Source organism: Wocania ichthyoenteri Th78, from assembly GCF_000789235.1.
In the GTDB taxonomy this organism is placed as follows: domain Bacteria; phylum Bacteroidota; class Bacteroidia; order Flavobacteriales; family Flavobacteriaceae; genus Wocania_A; species Wocania_A ichthyoenteri.
The window spans coordinates 709,120-729,404 of the sequence record NZ_KN525716.1; the positions used below are offsets into that span (position 1 = coordinate 709,120).

Consider the following 20,285-nt stretch of genomic DNA (forward strand, 5'->3'; position numbering starts at 1 on the left):
AATATTTATACAACCGCTGGTTGAGGTTTTAATATACTCTTAATTATTATTGGATTAAGATTATGCGAAACCGATTCCAAGAGCTTTGTATTGTTTTTAAAATTGTTATGTTGCTGTAGACGGAAACAGGTCGTATTGTTTCAAAGGAAATGTGCTTCCACAAAATGTATTGTAGGCCATAACTCTAAGCTTGTCGTTTGTTGGTAAGTCAGGCTCTTTATCAAATTGGCTACCCAACAATGAGTTGGGCTGCCCAACTATATTTAAAATATCATTTTTTTGATAGTATAAACATAGCAATACGGTGATGGCAACTAAAAATAATGCATCAAAGAGCGTTTTTAAATGTTTCAGCTTTTTATTAGTGTTCATAATTTAATTCTTTTTTATAAAACTTACTTTTTTTGCTCTAAATAGCGCTTATAGTTGGCTTTTAATCCTTTCCAACATTCCGCTTTTTCCTTAAAGGTACCTGCCGACTCAAAAAGGAACGGCCCGTCATAGCCAACAGTGACCAGACCATCAATTAGCTCATTCCAATTTATAACTCCCTTTCCTGGCAACCAATGACGTTCGTTGACACGGTCATAATCTGCTGCATGCATGGTAGCTACATAAGGTCCTATCTCTTCAACAAACTGTTCATGGGTATCATGCAGTAAATGGTTTGTATCAATACATACTTGCAGGCCTTTAACTTTTAAAAGAAATAACAAATCCTGATTGGTGTTACCGAGACATTCCCTTGGCATGCACTCAATGGTGTATCTGGCGTTATATTTAGCGGCATGCTTTACCAATTTTTTAAGTGATTTTTTACAGGCTGCTAATGTTGCATCCCTATCCTCATCGGCCACATTTCCAAAACCAGGGTGCATAACAAATTTTTCAAGCTCTAATTTCTTACAGGCATCCATAATTCTAGTGACTTCTTCTATAGCTATTTTTCTTGTAGCCTCATCTGTATGGGAAACATCAATGCCATCTCCGTAAGGTATGTGTACAGACCATGCGTTGATATTGTACTTTTTTAGTATTGGCACTACAGAGTCTATTTTTGCCAATACCCTGTTAAGATCCTCATCTGTCCTTATCCTACCAATACCAAACTCGACATCGGTAAATCCTGCATCTTTCAACTCTGCTGCCGTTTTTTCGTTCATTCTCATTAAGCTCGTAGATGTAGCAAGTCGCCAACTTTCAACAATTTTGATTTTATCATTCATCGAATTAAATCCGAATGATGAAAACAACAAAATACCCACCAACAATACCTTGAATTGATTTTCTTTATTCATATTTACTATTTTTAGTTAAAATTATATTAGATATACTATTTAAATTTGCTAGAAGCCAATCGCTTTTTTTAAGGTTTTGCGCCTTTTAATTTTTTATATCGAACTTAGATTATAGAGGCAATCGATTTAAATTTCCGTCTAGTTTTATTACTTCTTTAAGTTTCATTTTAATCTGTACTGTTTTATCATTATAGCGTATTTTGCAAACACCTCCAGTATTCGATTTAATTCTAACAGATACTAATTCACCATCATTCCATTCTATATCAATAGTATAATTCCCTCTAGCTTTCAGACCTTTCACAGATCCTTTATTCCATACTTTTGGGAGAGCCGGCAATAGATGAGCTTCTTCATTTTGTGATTGCAATAACATTTCCGAAATACCTGCAGCTGTTCCAAAATTTCCATCAATTTGAAATGGTGGATGCAAACAAAATAAATTATTTGCTGTTCTATATCTTAACATATTTTCTAGTAGCTTGTGAGCTCGATCTCCATTTAAAAATCGGGCCCATAAGTTTATTTTCCAACCGATACTCCATCCTGTAGATCTATCTCCTCTAAATTCAAGTGATTTAATGGCTGCATCTGCTAATTTAGGTGTTATTATAGGGTTAATTTGTCTGCCCGGATATACTCCAAATAAATGTGAAACATGTCTATGTTGATTTTCTGGGTCATCTCTATCTTCTTTCCATTCTTGCAACTGCCCATGTTGCCCAATACGATCTGGACTAATCTTTTTGGACATATTTTTCCATTTTTTTGCAAGATCTAAATCTACTTGTAATATGGTTGCGGCTTCTGAAGCAAACTGTAATGCTTCTCTAGCCATTTGATGGTCCATAGTTGCGCCAACAGAAACTTTTCCATGTTCAGGAGACCAAGATGGGTTTGAAACTAAAGTGCCATCTTCTGGATCTTCTACTAAATAATCAGTTAGAAATTGTGCTTGGCCTTTTAAAATGGGATACCCCATTTCTTTTAGATACTTCTTATCCATTGTAAATTCATAATGACCCCATATATGTTGTGTTAACCAAGCACCACTCAATGGAAAATAAGACCAAAACATATAATTCCCATTATTAGGAGCTGTAAAGCCATAAGCATTTGTTGTAATATTTGAGTTCCAACCATCTGCATTAAAGTAAGCTTTTGCAGTTCTTCTTCCTTCTTTACTTAAATTTTCAATAAATTTAAGCATAGGTATATTACACTCACTAAGGTTTGCTTGTTCTGCATTCCAATAATTCATCTGAAGGTTTATGTTTAGATGATAATCTGCTTGCCATGCAGGAACTATTTCGTTACTCCATATGCCTTGAAGATTTGCTGGCAAATTGCCTGCTCTGGATGAGCTAATAAGCAAATATCTTCCATAATTATAGTATAATTCCTCTAATCCATTATCAGTCGCGTTTACTTTATATGCGTCTAACCTTTCATCTGTAGGTATATTGCTTTTATCTCCTCCATTTAAATTTAGCTTTACTCTGCCATACAATCTACTGTAATCTGCTATGTGGTTTTCAAATAATTTCTGGTACGTTTTTTTAGCTGTTTCGGCTATTATATTTTTTGTATTCCTAATTGGGTTTTCACCAGAATAGAAAGGAGGTTCTAATTTATAATCGGTATCAGAACTTAATAAAAAGACAACTTCGTCAGCTTGTGTTATTTGTATTTTATCACCAACACTTTTTATATTCCCTCCCTTTACTTTTACCTTTATTCTAGATACTAAAGGCATATTATTATACTCTAAGTTTCCTTCAAATAAGACCTCATTGTTTGAATAAATTGTTTTGTTCTTATGCGGGGAATTTATACAAAAAACTATATTTTGTTGCCCTGCTTTATTTGCTGAAAACTTAATAACCATTACTTGATCTGGATAAGAAACAAAATACCTACGTGAAAAAAGGGCATCATTATATTTAAAATCGACACCAGATATGCCCTTCTCCATATCAATAAATCGCTTGTAATCTACTACTTTATTATCCTCTATTCCTGTTTTGAAATAGCATTCTCCAAAAGTTTGATATTTTCCAAAATACGGGTTATCCATTTCACTATTCTCATAAGTGCCTTTTAAATGTTTAGAGGCTAAAGCTTCTGCCTCGTCGTATTTTTTTTCGAAAACCAATTTTCTTATTGCCGGTAATTGTTTCCAACCACCTGATTTATCTGAAGGATGATATCCTTTAACACGAGGACCGCCTTCCCAAACAGTTTTTTCATTAAATTGAATGCGTTCCTCTTCTATACCTCCAAATACCATGGCTCCAATAGAACCATTTCCAATAGGTAGTGCATAATTCTCCCAAGCTGGATCGGGATTACTTTTATGCCTTCTGTTAAGACTTTCTTTTAGCCAACTTTCTTTTCCTTCATTACTAGCAGGTTTATCGTACCATAATAAATTCTCTTGAGCATAACTAGAAATGAAAAAAAGAGAGACTAAGAATAATTGAAAGTGTTTCATATTAGATTTTTTCTGATAAATATCGAGACGGAGACTCGAGGAATTCTTTAGATTAAATAGTCTTAAAATTTATGTCTAAGTAAATGTATTAACTCTAATTGGTTGCTCCTTTGATAAGTCCACTTAAGTTTCAGATCGATACCACAAATTTAAACTAAGAAACTATGTTTACACAAACCCAATAATATTCGCTAGTAATTAGCAAAGATTATTGGGTTTGTATAACAATTTTTAATTTTTAATTTCGAAATCAGACACCACCGGTAAATGGTCAAAAGACACTTGGCCATCAAGTGGTTGATTTGGATTCTTAGCACTATCATTGCGTTTTAATCCAAAACGATCGAGTGTTTTTTGATCTAAAACTAGAGTATTCAATATAAAACTATTTGTCATTTCCAATGCGCCTCCAGAAAACAGCATATGATCAATTGACTCTCCTGTAATTTTTACTGAATCACCTGCGAATATTGCAGACCCACAAGTAATACGATTATTACTCTCTAATTGATAAGGTCTCTTATCTTTTAATTTTGGTTCATATGAATCGGATTCTCCAATTGATGAATTAAGAGAGCTAATAATTTTGTAAGGATGCCCATTGTATGAGGTATTATAGTCACCAGCTACCAAAACCATTGAATTTGAAGGAACCTCAGGCACTTCACCTCTCTTAACTTTATTGATAAGATCTACCACAAGTTTAGCATTCTTGGCCCGACCTTCACGAGGAGAGGATGGTAAATGCACATTGAACATTAATAAATCTTCTTTTGAAATGCTATCAGGAAGATCTATTAAAACTGCTAGAGAGAGAGATAATTTCTGAGACCATTTAATTGGGTACTTACTAAGTACAAGTTGCCTTTGAACTTTGTTTTTAGCAGAATACCATTTTTCAGAAGTCATTTTATTAACATACTCCACTATTCCTTCTTCAGTTGCCAATGTACTATCCCTGTGAACCCACGCCTCTTGTATAGACATTATATCTGGCTCAAATGCATTATATAATCTAACAAAATTAGGAATTCTATTTTTAACGTTCTGTCTTAAATTACCAACACTTGGAGCATCACCATTATCTAGAGGAAACATACTACCACAAAATGTATTGTAAGCCATTACTCTTAACTTGTCATCTTGAGATAAGTGATGTGCGTCTTCTAATGAGTTGTCCGATGAAAGATTTACTGGATCATTTTTATTGCCAGCATTATTTCTTTGATAAGAAAATAAGAACAAAGAAATTACAATTAATAATAGGAAAGGTATTCTCTTTGATTGTTTGTTGTTTTTATTCATAATAATGATTTTTTATTAGTAAAAAGTTTTTCTAATTGAATGTCTCAAAATTGATAAACAGTAAAACTGTTATAATAATTCAAAAAACATAATGACTGGGTATAATCTATTTACATAGACACAAGTGCAAAATTGAATGAATAAATCCTAAACTAAGTGCACATTTTTAGCTTTATAGGGTTAATTTTTAAGCATAAAGTTTAAAATAAAATATTACACTTACATACCTGCCCGTTTATGAATAATTCCGAAAAAATAAATTAGTGATATTGTCCATGTCATTCTTAAAATCTATATTATATCCATTTAAACTTGTTTTATCAACTTCAAATAGCCATTCATCTGGGTTTTTATTTTGGCCTCCAACCGTTTTAGCAATGCAAAGCACTATCAATGTTATATTAATTTCTTTATTTGATGTGAAATTGTTTTGTACTGGCAATTTATCATGTTAATGCCTTTAAAAGTTCTCTTTTTGCTGACACTAAACATCAACAAGACGGACCATAGAGATATTTCACTGGTTTCATTAGATAAGACTATAGCTACTTTCTCACCTGTTATATTTCCTCTAACTTTCAAAGGTTTTACAGTTTTAAGTTCAAAATCCTTTTACGGTTCTATTGCATCTATTAAAAAGACTAAAATCACTCTGTAAATATTCCAATTAGGCAGTTAATGAATAACGGCGTTAAATAATTTCTATTAAAAATAGTATATGTAAGTACATTAACTATCTTTGAATTTTGAATGCAATTGCATTCATTTAAGTTCATTTAATTTTTAAAATACAGTAAGGTGCGTTAATCGGTGCCTATATGTGCATATTCTTGTGAAGTTGACCCATGTATTCCTATTTAAATTGAGCATAGTAAACCAGGTCCAAAAAGTGTGTGTTTCAACATTTTAAAAGTATTAAATTTTCTGTTATAATTGTTGTCTTTTTTTTCTCATCGATTCCCCTTTTAAATCAATTCTATGAGCTGAGTGTACCAATCGGTCTAAAATAGCATCTGCGATGGTTTGTTCTCCAATGATTTCATGCCAGTTAATCACAGGTAATTGCGAAGCAATGACGGTTGATTTCTTCCCATGTCTATCTTCAATAATTTCCATGAATGCCTGTCTTTTAGTGTTGTCGAGTTGCTGCAACCCAAAATCATCAAGTATAATGAGGTCTTGTTTTTCTATTCTATCAATTTCTTTTAAATAAGAACCATCAGCTTTGGCACTTTTAAGCTTCCCAAAGAGTTTGTTGATATTATAATATTTAACTTTATAACCTAAAGTACACGCTTGGTATCCTAAGGCAGAAGCAATAAAACTCTTCCCTACACCTGTGCTTCCTGTAATAAGGATGTTTTCTTTATTTTTAATGAAATCACCTGATATAAATCGCATTAATTGATTTTTATCAACACTTCTTCCATTATTAAAAATAATTTCTTCCGTACTGGCTTTGTATCTAAACCTAGCTGATTTGGTTAATCGCTCGATTTTTCTGTTTTGCTTATCATCCCATTCAGCTTGTATTAAAAAAGCAATGAGTTCGTCATTGGTATAATCAACACCAGTTGTTTCTAATGTTGTTGTAAATGCGCCATGCATGCCATAAAGCCTTAAGAGCTTCATCTGTTTTTTTGCAAATCCTTTTCTTCAATTAGTTTTATTAACCTTTTATTTTTGTAATTTTTAGCCATATCATAGGCAGAATACATGTTTTGTTCCATGGCCTTTTCATGGTAATTAGCTCCATTATCAATAAGTAATTCAACAAAATCAGTATTACCATAAAATATAGCCCAATGCAATGGAGCTGCATTATTAATTACATCTTTATGGTTTATTAGAACACCATTACTAATAAGTAATTCTCCAATAGAGGCATGGCCTCCAACTGCAGCTCCAATTAATGAAGTTAATTGATATTCTTGATCTGTTTTATTAGCATCTGCTCCTTCTTTCAACAAATATTGAACAACATCAACATGACCAAAACGCGATGCCCAAGTAAGAGGCGTCTGCCCAACTCTATTAATACAGTTTATATCTGCACCATTATCAATCAAAAAACTAACCATCTCTAAATTCCCCTTTTGTGATGCTAGCTGTAACATGGGAATTCCTATTTCATCTTTTAAATTGGGAGAAACCCCTTTTTTAAATAACTTTTTAAGAGCATTATAATTTTCCTCATTAAGTGCCTTAACGAACTTTTCCTCATTTTTTGAAAGCATTTTTGCTTGTTTAATGGATCTGAACACATCAGCTACCGAATCATCATGCCACAACCTTTGAGAAACATCTAAAGCTGTTCCATGCTTGCTCTTAATGCTAAGGTCAGTACCATTTTTAATAAGCAATTTCATAACAGCAATATGACCATAAAAAGTTGCCCAGTTCAAAGCGTGATCTTTATTAACGTCCAATTGATTAATATTTTCGTTATTTTCAATCAATAGCTTACACAACTCTATATTCCCTGTAGAAGCGGCGTACATTAATGGTGTGCCCTTTAGTCCTTTTTTTTCTGCCAAATTAATATTAGCTCCTCTTTTTATAAGAGCTTTTACTTCATCTAATTTTTTACTTGAAACAGCTATTATTAATGCTGTTTTCCCGTTTTCATCAAATGTGTTTATATCTATAATAGAGTCTTGTGCTCTTGTTTGATGTATGTTTATAAGGCAAATAAGAATTAGCATGTAGCTCGTTAATTTCTTAGTTTTATGATTAAAGAATTGGAATAAAATGTAGGTTTAATGTTCAATTTTATAATGCTCATAATTATTTATTTTACTTTTTTCAGTATAATTTATTTGCCTAAGGCTAGTCCTATAATTTATTTTCAAGAAATTCGCTTAATGGCTTTATGGAATCTTCAAACGCTTCCTCTTGAACAAAATGCCCGCAATTGAATTCAATTATTTTTGCATTTTTAAGAACGTTCTTCCACCTTATAAGTTCTTCTTTTTTTATAAATTGATCTTTTGCTATTAGATAAAGCATCATTGGAATGGTAATCTATAAATCAACTAATATTAAAATAAAATGTTAGGTACATTATCATTGTCAACTAAATAGAATAATATTAATAATACCATTGGAATAATTTCAGGTATAAAGTATAGCGTTAATTTTTTAGTTAAACATTTCACTTTTAAGAATTGAACAAAAACCATAAAACACTATGCTTTAATTGCTTACGCACTTACAGTTTAAATATAATCTTGAAAAGTTTTCTTTGGCATAAACGTATGTTGGTTCTATATTAAAGGAATCTGTATCTTTTTTATTATAGATATGCAACCCAATTAGATGCCGTTGCAAACCATCTTCAGGTTTTTTGTAATATGTTTTCATAGTATCAGAACTTGTCCAGTAAAATCCAATTTGTTCATTCCAGTTTACTTTTCGGGATGCACTTGAAAGTCCACCAAGCTTAAAGCCATATTTGTCCAGCTCTTTTTTACTAACAATCTTCCCTCCTAGTTCATTATGTGTTCCTTTCATTTCCTTAACTAATAATTTGAACTCCTGTATTGTAATTGGATGGAAACCTTCAGGACAAGCATCCATTGCAGAATCATAACTATAATATGCTCCATATTTTTCAAAATAATCTTTGATTTTTAATGAGTGAGTTCGATTTGCTGAAGAATCTTCAAAAATAAATTTTAAATTTTCCTTGAGCCATGTTTTGTTTCCAACTCTAATAGTATGATAAACTACATTATCTCTGCTGTCAACAAACATATTGACTGCAAAAAATAAAGTAACTGATAGCAAAATTATTTTTTTCATTTCTATATTGTTTTGTAATTAACTTAACTTTTAATAAGCTTATTTCTCATAAGACACAAGGCTTCATTAATTAAACATTAATTGAAGAACTTCATTATAAATATTAATTCTCGCTTGGTTTTCGTATGAACCGCTATTTACAAGTAATACAAATGTTTTATCACTTTCTGGGAAATATTGTGCAATACTCAAAAACCCATCAATGCCTCCTGTGTGTCCAACAGAGTTACCATAAGTCGTTTGGTTATACTCCAAGCCATAACCATTTTGAAAGTGCCCGAAATCTTCATCTACCCAATCTTGTGGCAATGCAAACCAATTTATCATTTCGTTTAATGAATTTTCAGAAATTAGGTTTTTATTGAACAAGCCCTCAAAAAATAATCCTAAATCGTATGCATTCATTGCAATCCCTCCGTCTGCAGTCCCTAATTCATCTTTATATAGAAACTGACTCTCGACATACTGACCATTACCATATAAATCTACATAACCTTTCACTGTGTCATCACTTATAGGATTATTTGCACTATAGTAACCACTACTTAAATTTAATGGATTAAATATTTTTTCATCGTAGATATCTTCAAGTAGTTGTCCTGAAATACGCTCTAATATAATCCCTAATAATAAGTAATTAGAATTTGAGTACTCGTAGGTCTCGCCTATAGCATTTGTAGCGTCTTGATTAAAAGCATATTTAATAATATCATATTGTGTCCAATTATTATAAACTTCATTTATGCGATCTAATTCGTAATTTATGGTATAATAATCAGGAATACCACTAGTATGATTTAATAAATGCTTTATTTTAGCTTCTTTACTATTTGTCAATTTATTATAAATTGATATTGGTAAATAATCTTTAGCTTTGTCTTCTAAGCTCAATACTCCTTGATCTATATATTTAAAAATTGCTGCTGCGGTAAATGATTTTGTTATGCTCGCAATTAAAAACCGATGGCAAGGTTTTATATCTACATTTGAAGCAATATCTGCTTTACCAACAGCACCGACCCAAATGCCATCATCATCTCTTATCATTAATGATGCACCAACGAGTCCTAGTCTTTGATTTCTATTTAAAATCTCTTGATATAATGCTGCCTTTGGGTGTGAGAACATTTCTTCTGGAATAATACTCTGACAACTATACTTATCTTCACTGAATGTTTCTGGTTTTTCACAGGATAAAAAAGTGAGCGCTATAAAAATTATGATGTATTTATTAGTTTTCATAGTTTATTTTTTAAAATTATACTTGATTCCCAGTTTTAAAAATGAATGTGGAACAAATGGAATTCCATTTGCAAATGGCGTTTCTCCCATAAGTTCATATTTTATAAATGGTTTAACTCTTCCTGAACTTAAAACCGTAATGCCTAAACCAGCATTTGCAATAGCATGAGGTCTTCCAGTTTGGTTAATTTTCTCAAAATCACCATTATTATTTTGTTCGTAAAGATGTCCTGGGTAAAATGTATGCATATAGCCTAATCCACCATGCAAATCAATTGCCAAAACATCCTGAAGTTTTATCCCAAATGAATAATCTCCTCTCAAATAAAAAGCCGTTTCAACTTTTTTGTGATAATAGCCTCCTGCATAAATATTGAATTCAGAAAAAAAGTATTTTCTGTCTTTCTTTTTTAGGGTCATACCAATTTCTCCCCCTGGATTAAAATTGTTAAACCCTTTTGCCTTGTAATGAATGTTTTCATTCATAATTGAAATGGATAGTTGTTTATTGTCTTGAGCATTTATAGTAGTTGAAATAAATACAGCTGCGACTATAATTAATTTTTTCATTTAATGATTATTGTTAAAAATTTGAATATTTTTGGTTAACTAAATATGTCTTTACTTTTCATAGTAAGTCGATTTTGTGTCAACTTAATTCAGGACGAGACAAAAGATTTAAACAAAATAGTTGATGGATGATAAGCCTTTTTACCAACAACATCGTCAATTTGATGTCTGCAACTAGCTCCAGAAGCAGCAATGATAATGTCATCATCTATATTTCTGATTTTTGGAAATAATGTATCTTCTCCGATTTTAACGCTTATATCGAAATGCTCTTTTTCATAACCAAATGATCCTGCCATTCCACAGCAACCCGAATTAATAATGGTTACTTTATAATTTTCAGGAATTGACAGCACTTTAAATGTCGGCTCCATGCTACTTAAAGCCTTTTGGTGACAGTGGCCGTGCACTTTTATGACTTGTGCCTCTTTTGTAAACTGATTGGACGAAATATTGTTTTTTTTAAATTCACGCAATAAAAACTCTTCTATTGTGAACGTGTTTTTTGCAATTTTTTCTGCAGAAACCTTATCAGAAGCTAATCTCAAATATTCATCTCTAAATGATAATATAGCAGAAGGTTCTATGCCTATTAATGGCTTATCTTCTGTAATATGGTCTTTAAAAAAATTGACATTAATATCAGTGATTTTCTTTGCCTTGTTTAAGACACCTTTAGAAATAGCGCTTCTGCCGCTTTCTTTATGGTTGGTTATATTCACTTTATAACCCAATTTTGTTAACAGTTCCATGGTATCTTTTCCAATAGCAACATCATAATAATTAACAAATTCGTCAATAAAAAGAAACACTTCACCTTTTTTATTTGGAAGATTTCTAAATCTCTTTTCATTCTTTCTGTACCAACTTTGAAAAGTTGAATTAGATAATTTTGGAATACTTCTTTTTGTGGAAATGCCCATTATTTTCTTTGTGGTATTGGCATTTAATATATAATTGGTAAGAGACGGGGCAAGACTTCCTATCTTGTTTAATTTTACATTATGTGCAAATATTTTTGATCTAAATGGGATACCATTCTCCTTATGGTATTGATGTAAAAACTCTGTTTTTAAGGAAGATACATCAACGTTACTTGGACATTCACTTGCACATGCTTTACAGCTTATACATAAGTCAAATATGTCATGGAGTTCTTCATGATTGAATTTATTCTTCTTCTCAGAAGTGGTCAGAAACTCTCTAAGCGCATTTGCTCTGGCACGTGTTGTATCTTTTTCTTTTCTTGTTGCTCTATAACTAGGACACATAGTACCGCCAGATTCGGGTAGTTTTCTACAATCACCCGAGCCGTTGCATTTTTCAGCAGCTCTTAAAATCCCTAAACTATCTGAAAAGTCTTGAATCGTTTCAATTGCTGGTTCTTCTCTATCAATTTCATATCGAAGGTTTTTATCCATTGGAAATGGATCAATGATTTTACCTCTATTAAAAATATTATTTGGATCAAAGGACTGCTTTATTCTTTTTAGAAGGGCATAATTTTTATCACCTATCATTTTTGGAATAAATTCCGCTCTTACAATACCGTCACCATGCTCTCCACTAAAAGACCCTCCATATTTTTTCACCAATTGGGCAGTCTTATTTGTTATTTCCCTAAACAGGGCAACATCTTCTTGCTTTTTTAAATTAAGAATTGGGCGTAAATGCAATTCGCCTGCACCAGCATGGGCATAGTAAACAGCTTCTTGACCAAATTCTTTCATCATTTGGGAAAACTCAGATATATAATCTGGTAAATCCTTTACTTCAACAGCTGTATCTTCAATACAGGCAACCGCTTTATCATCACCAACAATATTTCCTAGTAAACCCAGTCCAGCTTTACGAAGTTCTAAAGCTTGATATATTTCAGTGCCCGTAAGTTTTGGATAAGCATATCCTAATTTGTTTTTTTTTAAATCTAAAATTAATGCATTAGCCAACATATTAGATTCGTCCTCATCATTTGTACAGATTTCAAACATTAATATGGCTTTTGGGTCACCTTCTACAAAAAACCTGTTTTTAAGCTGTTCTCTATTGTTTTTAGTGCAGTCTAAGATTGTTTTATCCATCAACTCACAAGTATAAAGGTCATGTTCCATAGCAATAACAACAGCTGCCATACTTTCTTGAATACTCTTAAAATGACCAGCCACAACGATATTATTTGAAGGTGGTAAATCATCTAATTGTAACTTTATTTCTGTTGTAAATGCTAGAGTCCCTTCGCTACCAGTTAATAATTTTGATAAGTTTACAAATGAATCATTTCCTCCAAATAACTTTGATTTAAGTAGTTCATCAACCGCATAACCACTATTCCTTCTGTGAATGGAACTCTTCGGGTATTTCTTTTTAATTTCTAATTGATTATCAACATTATTAAGTTCGTTGTAAATAGATTTATAAATAGTGCTCTCTAAAGAATCGCCATCCATTTTCGAGAAAAAGTCTTCACTTTTAAGATCGTTAAAAACAACTTCAGAGCCATCGCTTAATATAGTTTTAAGTTCAATGACTTTATCTCTGGTAACACCATATTTTATAGAGGTTGTTCCTGAAGAATTATTCCCTACCATGCCACCAATCATACATCTATTACTTGTTGAAGTATTGGGTCCAAAAAAAAGATTATAAGGTGCCAAAAAATCATTCAATTCATCTCTAATAACCCCAGGTTGTATAGTAACTGTTTTACTTTTTTCATCAAAGCCTAGTATCTTTGTGAAATATTTTGAAATGTCTACAATAAGACCATCTCCAACACATTGCCCCGCTAAGGAAGTGCCAGCTGCTCTAGGTATAAGAGGGACGCTATTTTTTGAAGCAAAATCAATTAATGTTTTTAAATCTTGACTGTTTTTAGGATATACTACACCTAAAGGCAATTTTCTATAAACGGAGGCATCGGTTGAATAAATAAGCTTATGCAACAAATCGATATGCATCTCACCATTTATCTTTTTTTTCAATTCTGCTAATAGTTTCCTCATATTAGGGTCTTTATTTCTCCTTTATGCAGTTGTTATAGAAATGTCAGCCAATTAATCACATCACCGTACTTAAAACTTGAATTGACCTTATTGTTTTATCGCAATCATCGATATTTCCACATTAACATATTTGGGTAAGTTCGAAACCTCTATTGTTTCTCTGGCAGGCGCAGTTTCACTATTAAAATAACTACCATAAACCTCATTTATATCAGAAAACTGCTTCATATCCTTAATGAAAATAGATGTCTTTATAACATCTTCAAATGACATACCTGCTTCTGATAAAATAGCTTGTAAATTTTCCATACACTTTTCCGTTTCGTGTTTTATAGTTTTATCTACTACTTCACCCGTTTGGGAATCTATAGGTAATTGACCTGAGATATACAATATGTTATTGACTAACATGGCTTGGTTATAAGGCCCAATTGGAGCCGGAGCATTTGTTGTGTTAATTATTTTTTTCATATTTATTTTTTAAACATTCTATTTAAATTCATTAAACTCTAAATTCATTCAATTATTTTCGGTAAAAACTAAACTATTTGCGACCTTTCTTTCCCCTTCATGATCAAATATTTCATTATCGCTTGGATAATTTAAGACCCCCTTCGATTCACCAACATTAACCCATAATGTAGAAGACCCTCCTCCGTCTAAATTAATAGCTGCATTACATCCCAGCGATTTCATCATCAAACTTAACTCCCGTATAGTCATCCCAGATGCTTCTTGACGATAACCATCAACAACAAAAAGAAATAATTTATTCTTTGAAATCCCCAAAGCTGAACGTGCATGTCTATCAGTAATAAATGGAATGTTATCCTGCTCTAATATATTTCCTTGCCATATTAATAAAGGACCAGAAGAAAGAATCGTATTATAATTTTTGACAGTCTCCCAACCTGCCATAGGTTTTTTGAGAATATGCAACGATTCATTAGCATCAATGGCAATAGCGCCTTCATCTAACATTGGCAAAAACAATAATTCTTCTGGATCCGGCTTAGAGTTGTTAATTAAAGTATCATTTCTTTTAAAGTAACATACGGAACCACCATTATCTATATCAAAAAAATTTCCATTTATGGCGAACATTCCATTTAATTTGCTACCCCATGTTGAAGGTTTAATAAACTTTTTACCATCAAATACAACTATAGGTTTTAGATTCATTATTCTTAAATCTATTTCTAATACATTTATTGTTTGTTTAGAATTAAAAAGTTCTTGTTTTAAAATGCTTTTATGAATTATACCTTCATTCAATTCTTTATTATCCCAAACTATATTAACATGTTTTTGAGTTTTAGTGTAATTTGTTTTACAATTAATCAATAATAAAAAGATAAACAAAAGACTAAACTGTTTAATTAACATATGTATCATTTATACTTAATTTTATTTTTATTGTAACCAGGACCACGGATTATTTCCCCAGGAAAAATATTTTGATGTTTCCCATCATCCAAAGCCATTTTTCCGTTAATTATCACATTCTTCATCCCAGTACTATATTGGTGAGGGTTAGCATAGGTTGCTTTATCATTTATTTCATCCAAATCAAATACTAAAACATCGGCGTGCCATCCTTCCAAAATGGCTCCTCGCTTCTCAATACCAAAATTTATAGCAGGTGACAACGTTAATTTACCAATAGCTTCTTCAAGAGAAATAACCTTTTCATCTCTAACATACTTTCCCAATAATCTTGAAAAATTACCATAAGCCCTTGGATGAGGGTTTGAATTAAGAGCATCTCCTTCGGGCGCTACAGCATATGAATCAGAACAAAAAGTCATATAAGGTAGCTTGATTTTCTTCTTAACATTCTCTTCAGACATTAAAAAATATACGGCATTTACATCCTCTTTATTTCTAATGATTAGTTCCACTATAGTTTCTTCAGGACTTAGGTTTAAAGATTTAGAAATTTCTAATAAACTTTTTCCAGTATACTGCTTAAGACTCTCTTCTTTAAATCCTGTAACCAATATTTTTTCAGGATCCCCAACCGCAGTAAAAAAGTTTTCCCACTCTCCATTAACACTTCTTATTTCTTTTAATATTAAATGTCTTAGGTTTTTATCTTTTAACCTATTTAACCATTCATCAAATCCGCCTTTTTTAACCCAAGGAGGCATACAAGCGTTAAGTCCCGTTGCTGCTGCGGTATATGCATACATATCAGTTGTTATTTTTAATCCATTGGCATTAGCAGAATCTATTTTCTTTATAACATGGTCCAATTTGTTCCAATTGGTCTTACCCGCTGCCTTTAAATGATAAATTTCACCTCTAATGTTAGCTTTTTCTACAACCTCAATAAACTCATTTACTGCAGACTCAAAATCATTTCCTTCGCTTCTTATATGAGATGTATAAATTCCTCCGTAGTTACTGACTATTTTAGCCAATTCAATTAATTCTTCTGTGGATGCGTAATTAGCTGGTGTATAAATTAAAGCTGAGGAAAGCCCCAAAGCCCCTTCTAACATTGATTGTTCAACCAAATTTTTCATTTTATTCAATTCCTCTTTATTTGGAACGATACTATCACTCCCTAATACATTGATTCTAATCGTTGTAGCTCCCACCATTGATCCAATGTTTTGTGTAACACCTTTACTTTTAGAATATTCTAAAAATTCCCCCAATGTTTTCCAGTATGGATGTTCCCATTCTTTTTGCATAGATTCGTTCAAAGGACCTCTGGAAATGCCTTCACCAAAAACCTCTGTAGTAACTCCTTGTACTAAATCACTCATACCCCTGCCATCTTCAAGAAGTGAAAGATCTGCCCAGCTTAATACATTTATAAATCCAGGAGAAACTTCCAATCCTTTGGCATCGATAACCCTTTTTGCTGTCTTTTTCTCTAAATCTCCAATTTTAATTATAAGACCATCCTTAATTCCTATGTCAGAAATATATGGTTCACTTTGAAGACCGTCATATATAGTTCCCTTTCTTATAATAATATCGTAGTGAATATCTTTATTACAGGAAAATAAACCAACGAATAATAAAATCAATACTATACTTTTATTCATAAATAAAATTTTTAAAGAAATTAATATCTACCGAATCATTAACATTATGATTACGTATATTTAAATATCGTTTAGCTGCGATATACTTTTTATACTCTTTAAGACTAAAATCCGGTTTGGTTGAATCTAAACTATTTACTTTCACCATACCTTCTCCAGAAGCATGAATGAACTTACTTTGACCAAGTGAAATACCAACATGATTAATCTTTATTTTATCCTTTTCCCTTCGCCCGAAAAAAATCAAATCACCTTTTTCCATTGCACTAAAGTTGCCAATAGAATCAATAAAAACTCCTTTTCTAAATTGTTGCGAAGCATCCCTTGGCAACCTTCCGCCATTAAAAAAATAAATAAACTGAGTAAAACCGCTACAATCGACTCCTTTGTATGTCGATCCGCCCCATAAGTATGGAATGCCAATAAATTGATTTGCTAATTGTATAATATTAGTTCCGTTTAGGTCCAGTGAAGATTTCCATTCCTCAAAATCTCTTGTATTCTCTTTTAATACCATTGCTTTTCTCCCATCAGGATATTCAATCTCATGGTGCTTATCAAGTGAACTAGAACTTAGTTTTAAAATATTGCCTGCAGTAAGATTTGATATAACCGGTGAATCAACTCCAATTTCTTTATATGAAAAACAAAATGGATTCGTAATGATTACTTTTGGATTTAAAGTCCATTCCTTAAATTCGGCTCTATCCATTGAAATAATTGATTCCTTATTTATCCAACCAATATAATTGTCTCCAGTCTGAACTCTTAACCAACCATCTTCATTCATTAAAATCAAAACAGGATGGCCTAGTAATATTTGCGAACTAAGTTCAGCACTGTGATCAGGAATAGCTCTTATATTTCCAACTGAGACATTGCAGACCCCATATATTCTATTGGTAGAATTAAATTCAGGAACCAGATTTACAAAATTGTTTACCTCAATAAAATTCTTTAATCTCTCTTTAATATCTAAAAAAGCATTCTTTGAAGTAGTCACACCAGTTAAATTAATGATATCTTGGTCTTCATCAATAACTAATTCATATAATTCATTTTTTGAATCATTAATATGTAGTTTCTTAACTTCTTCAATTGTCACTTCTAATTTATTCATCACGGTTTTATTATGATTCGAACATTGAATATTCATATAAATAACAAAAGTTACCAATACAGTATTTCTTAATTCAAAAAACATACTTTAAAATTTTATTTATTTTCAAAAGATTTCTTTTACACTTATTCCAAGTCCCGAACCTTGAGGTACTTTTATTAATCCATTTTCATAGATGAGTCCTGATGCCAAATCATCGTTAAGCAATAATGGACCATCTAGATCCCCAAAATCAGCAAAACTTAGCAAGGGTAAAGCAGCGGCAGTTGCGATTGTCGATTCAACCATGCAGCCTATCATTATTTTTATGTTTTTATTCTTAGCTATTTCTATCATTTTCATTGCTGGAGTTATACCGCCGCATTTAGCTAATTTTATATTAATTCCGTTAAAAACTTTTGCGCATTTTTCAACATCCTCTAATATGATGCAGCTCTCATCAGCAATAATTGGTAAATGAGCTTTTGAACTAAGCTCTTCCATTTCTACATAATTATCAGATTTTAAGGGCTGTTCAATAAAAATGACACCAAGACTTTTTAACTCTTTAGATTTATAAATAGATTCATTTAAACCCCAAGCGCAATTTGCATCGACTATAAAATCAGCATTTGAAATTTTTCTTAAGCCTTCAATAATCTCGATATCATTTTCAGTTCCCAATTTTACCTTATATAAAGGCCATTTATTATCTCTAATTTGCCTTGTCATCATTTCTAAAGAATTGATTCCGATTGTATAACTAGTTGGGTAGCCATTCTTACTAGCACCGAGCATTTGATGTATAGAAATACCCTGTAATTTACCCATTAAGTCATAGGCTGCAGCATCTAGGGCACTTAGTACAAAATAATTATCATGTAGTATAGCCTTTAATTGAATCCAAAATAATTCTGGATTCACAAAATCTATTCTCTCGATGAAGTCTTTATTAATGGCCAAACAATTAACAATATCATTAGTAGTTATATTATAATAGCTATTAGCACTAACCTCTCCATAGCCTTTAAATCCTTTATGTGAAAGTTCAACGATAACTGTCTTCCTTTTAGAGTAACTATGTCTTGATATACTAAACTTTTGCTTAAGTTCAATCTCCTTTATTGTCCATTTTAAATACATATCAAAAACGTTCAATAGAATAAAATGATGAATCGAGATGCAGCCTTTGACCAATAATGATTTCTGAAATTAACTTCCCTGTGGCTGACCCCATACTCATTCCTAACATATTATGCCCACAACCTAAAATTAAATTACTATATTTTCTTGATCGCGATATTATTGGCAGTCCGTCAGGAGTCATTGAGCGCCAACCCCACCATTCTTCAATTATGTTATTATTGTATGGATTAATTAAATATTCCTCGCTTGAAGTTTTCAAAGCCTCTAATCTTCTTCTGTTTAAACCTTTTTGATATCCGGAAAACTCCATAGTCCCTCCCAACCTGTAGCCCTTATTACCCCAAGGTGTAGCAACTGTTTTCCTTTCTTGTAAAATACATGGTATTTTTGGAGCTCCAACAGGGCTATCCATAGTGATACTGTAACCTTTTCCCGGTACAATAGGAATATTGATTTCAAGTGTTTTTAGTAGTTTGGGTGATAATGCCCCAGAACATATTATCAAATTATCTGACTTTATTCTATGGTTTTCTAAGGATACACCTAAGACCTTATCATTAGTTGTATCTATTTTCTGTACTTCGATATCATTTAAAAATTTAACACCTTTATCAATTAGTATCTGAGTTAATTCAGATATTAGTTTGTCAGGTTTTAGATGCCCATCCATTTCATATAACCATCCGCCATAGATATCTTCTTTAATTGCTGGTTCCTTTTTAATAAGTTCACTACCAACAAATGATTTAGCGTTTAAACCGATTTCTCTTTTAGTATACCCTATATTCTTAGCCATATGATTGAATGTACTTTCTTTTTTACACACAAATAAAATCCCTTCTTCTTTCCAACCACAATCTATATTATGCTTAATGAACATCTCTTGGTATAGTTTTTTAGAGCTTTCCATTAACTGATACCGACCAATCATGGATTTATGAATCTGAGTATTATTGGTTTTCAAGGTAAAATTTACAAACCATTTTAAAAGAGAAGGGTCTAATCTCGGTTTAATATAGAACGGAGAGTTAGATTTAAGTATCCAAACAAGAGCCTTTTTCATTAAATGTAGATCATTTAATGGTAAAGCATGGCTAGGACTAATTAAACCACAATTACCATGTGAAGCAGCCTCAATTTTGGGCCCTTTATCTATTATAGTAACATTACACCCTTTCTCTACTAAATAATAAGCAGTACAAAGCCCAATAATACCCCCTCCAACTATAAGCTGTTCGGCATGCACGTAATTCATATAACACAAAT

General features: G+C 32.0%; 17 protein-coding genes. All 17 read right to left on the reverse strand.

The annotated features are described in order from the left end of the window. Positions 1–105: 105 nt before the first annotated feature. The 17 genes from RG22_RS03130 to RG22_RS03210 all read right to left on the reverse strand — a co-directional run bounded on the left by RG22_RS03130 (position 106) and on the right by RG22_RS03210 (position 20,274). Positions 106–372, reverse strand: a complete 267-nt coding sequence (locus tag RG22_RS03130; RefSeq protein WP_034040790.1) for a hypothetical protein — start codon at positions 370–372, stop codon at positions 106–108. Positions 373–395: 23 nt separating this feature from the next. Further along, on the reverse strand, positions 396–1,298 hold the full coding sequence (locus RG22_RS03135) for a sugar phosphate isomerase/epimerase family protein (protein ID WP_081997655.1): 903 nt from the start codon (positions 1,296–1,298) through the stop codon (positions 396–398). A 109-nt stretch (positions 1,299–1,407) separates the two neighbouring features. Further along, entirely contained in the window at positions 1,408–3,792 is a 2,385-nt protein-coding gene (locus RG22_RS03140; protein WP_034040795.1) for a glycoside hydrolase family 95 protein, read from the reverse strand. A 231-nt stretch (positions 3,793–4,023) separates the two neighbouring features. Next, the gene (locus tag RG22_RS03145; protein ID WP_034040797.1) at positions 4,024–5,097 is read right to left on the reverse strand and encodes an endonuclease/exonuclease/phosphatase family protein; all 1,074 of its coding nucleotides are present in this window, start codon (positions 5,095–5,097) and stop codon (positions 4,024–4,026) included. A gap of 235 nt (positions 5,098–5,332) precedes the next feature. Then, positions 5,333–5,539, reverse strand: coding sequence for a hypothetical protein (locus tag RG22_RS03150; RefSeq protein ID WP_034040799.1), 207 nt, complete (start codon positions 5,537–5,539; stop codon positions 5,333–5,335). 485 nt (positions 5,540–6,024) lie between these two features. Beyond that, the gene (gene istB, locus RG22_RS03155) at positions 6,025–6,729 is read right to left on the reverse strand and encodes an IS21-like element helper ATPase IstB (protein ID WP_034040801.1); all 705 of its coding nucleotides are present in this window, start codon (positions 6,727–6,729) and stop codon (positions 6,025–6,027) included. Next, positions 6,726–7,802 carry an ankyrin repeat domain-containing protein gene (locus RG22_RS03160; protein WP_034040804.1) on the reverse strand — a complete coding sequence of 359 codons (1,077 nt, stop codon included), beginning with the start codon at positions 7,800–7,802 and terminating at the stop codon, positions 6,726–6,728. Before RG22_RS03160 ends, istB begins: the two co-directional genes overlap by 4 nt. 490 nt (positions 7,803–8,292) lie before the next feature. Then, positions 8,293–8,901: an FISUMP domain-containing protein gene (locus tag RG22_RS03165; RefSeq protein WP_081997656.1), complete on the reverse strand. Its 609-nt coding sequence runs from the start codon at positions 8,899–8,901 to the stop codon at positions 8,293–8,295. Between the two features lie 66 nt (positions 8,902–8,967). Continuing rightward, positions 8,968–10,143, reverse strand: a complete 1,176-nt coding sequence (locus RG22_RS03170) for a serine hydrolase domain-containing protein (RefSeq protein WP_034040808.1) — start codon at positions 10,141–10,143, stop codon at positions 8,968–8,970. A gap of 3 nt (positions 10,144–10,146) precedes the next feature. Beyond that, on the reverse strand, positions 10,147–10,713 hold the full coding sequence (locus tag RG22_RS03175; RefSeq protein ID WP_034040811.1) for a hypothetical protein: 567 nt from the start codon (positions 10,711–10,713) through the stop codon (positions 10,147–10,149). 89 nt (positions 10,714–10,802) lie between these two features. Beyond that, entirely contained in the window at positions 10,803–13,715 is a 2,913-nt protein-coding gene (locus RG22_RS03180; RefSeq protein ID WP_034040813.1) for an FAD-binding and (Fe-S)-binding domain-containing protein, read from the reverse strand. An 87-nt stretch (positions 13,716–13,802) separates the two neighbouring features. Then, entirely contained in the window at positions 13,803–14,186 is a 384-nt protein-coding gene (locus RG22_RS03185; RefSeq protein ID WP_034040815.1) for a RidA family protein, read from the reverse strand. A 48-nt stretch (positions 14,187–14,234) separates the two neighbouring features. Continuing rightward, positions 14,235–15,110 (reverse strand): phosphodiester glycosidase family protein, encoded by an 876-nt coding sequence (locus RG22_RS03190; RefSeq protein ID WP_034040817.1) that lies wholly within the window; start codon positions 15,108–15,110, stop codon positions 14,235–14,237. Beyond that, entirely contained in the window at positions 15,107–16,756 is a 1,650-nt protein-coding gene (locus RG22_RS03195; RefSeq protein ID WP_244462110.1) for an N-acyl-D-amino-acid deacylase family protein, read from the reverse strand. The genes RG22_RS03190 and RG22_RS03195 overlap by 4 nt, the downstream gene beginning before the upstream one ends. 10 nt (positions 16,757–16,766) lie before the next feature. After that, entirely contained in the window at positions 16,767–17,894 is a 1,128-nt protein-coding gene (locus RG22_RS03200; RefSeq protein ID WP_162183633.1) for a C40 family peptidase, read from the reverse strand. 105 nt (positions 17,895–17,999) lie between these two features. Further along, positions 18,000–19,016, reverse strand: a complete 1,017-nt coding sequence (locus tag RG22_RS03205) for a dipeptide epimerase (RefSeq protein WP_034040822.1) — start codon at positions 19,014–19,016, stop codon at positions 18,000–18,002. 1 nt (position 19,017) lies between these two features. After that, positions 19,018–20,274, reverse strand: coding sequence for an NAD(P)/FAD-dependent oxidoreductase (locus RG22_RS03210; RefSeq protein ID WP_034040825.1), 1,257 nt, complete (start codon positions 20,272–20,274; stop codon positions 19,018–19,020). Between the last annotated feature and the right edge of the window lie 11 nt (positions 20,275–20,285).

Excerpts from the sequence above, each read along its gene's own strand:
- RG22_RS03200 (WP_162183633.1), bottom strand. The coding sequence starts at position 17,894 with ATGAATAAATTAGAAGTGACAATTGAAGAAGTTAAGAAACTACATATT.
- RG22_RS03210 (WP_034040825.1), bottom strand. The coding sequence starts at position 20,274 with ATGAATTACGTGCATGCCGAACAGCTTATAGTTGGAGGGGGTATTATT.
- RG22_RS03135 (WP_081997655.1), bottom strand. The coding sequence starts at position 1,298 with ATGAATAAAGAAAATCAATTCAAGGTATTGTTGGTGGGTATTTTGTTG.
- RG22_RS03160 (WP_034040804.1), bottom strand. The coding sequence starts at position 7,802 with ATGCTAATTCTTATTTGCCTTATAAACATACATCAAACAAGAGCACAA.
- RG22_RS03175 (WP_034040811.1), bottom strand. The coding sequence starts at position 10,713 with ATGAAAAAATTAATTATAGTCGCAGCTGTATTTATTTCAACTACTATA.
- istB (WP_034040801.1), bottom strand. The coding sequence starts at position 6,729 with ATGAAGCTCTTAAGGCTTTATGGCATGCATGGCGCATTTACAACAACA.
- RG22_RS03140 (WP_034040795.1), bottom strand. The coding sequence starts at position 3,792 with ATGAAACACTTTCAATTATTCTTAGTCTCTCTTTTTTTCATTTCTAGT.
- RG22_RS03170 (WP_034040808.1), bottom strand. The coding sequence starts at position 10,143 with ATGAAAACTAATAAATACATCATAATTTTTATAGCGCTCACTTTTTTA.
- RG22_RS03145 (WP_034040797.1), bottom strand. The coding sequence starts at position 5,097 with ATGAATAAAAACAACAAACAATCAAAGAGAATACCTTTCCTATTATTA.
- RG22_RS03185 (WP_034040815.1), bottom strand. The coding sequence starts at position 14,186 with ATGAAAAAAATAATTAACACAACAAATGCTCCGGCTCCAATTGGGCCT.
- RG22_RS03130 (WP_034040790.1), bottom strand. The coding sequence starts at position 372 with ATGAACACTAATAAAAAGCTGAAACATTTAAAAACGCTCTTTGATGCA.
- RG22_RS03180 (WP_034040813.1), bottom strand. The coding sequence starts at position 13,715 with ATGAGGAAACTATTAGCAGAATTGAAAAAAAAGATAAATGGTGAGATG.
- RG22_RS03165 (WP_081997656.1), bottom strand. The coding sequence starts at position 8,901 with ATGAAAAAAATAATTTTGCTATCAGTTACTTTATTTTTTGCAGTCAAT.
- RG22_RS03190 (WP_034040817.1), bottom strand. The coding sequence starts at position 15,110 with ATGATACATATGTTAATTAAACAGTTTAGTCTTTTGTTTATCTTTTTA.
- RG22_RS03205 (WP_034040822.1), bottom strand. The coding sequence starts at position 19,016 with ATGTATTTAAAATGGACAATAAAGGAGATTGAACTTAAGCAAAAGTTT.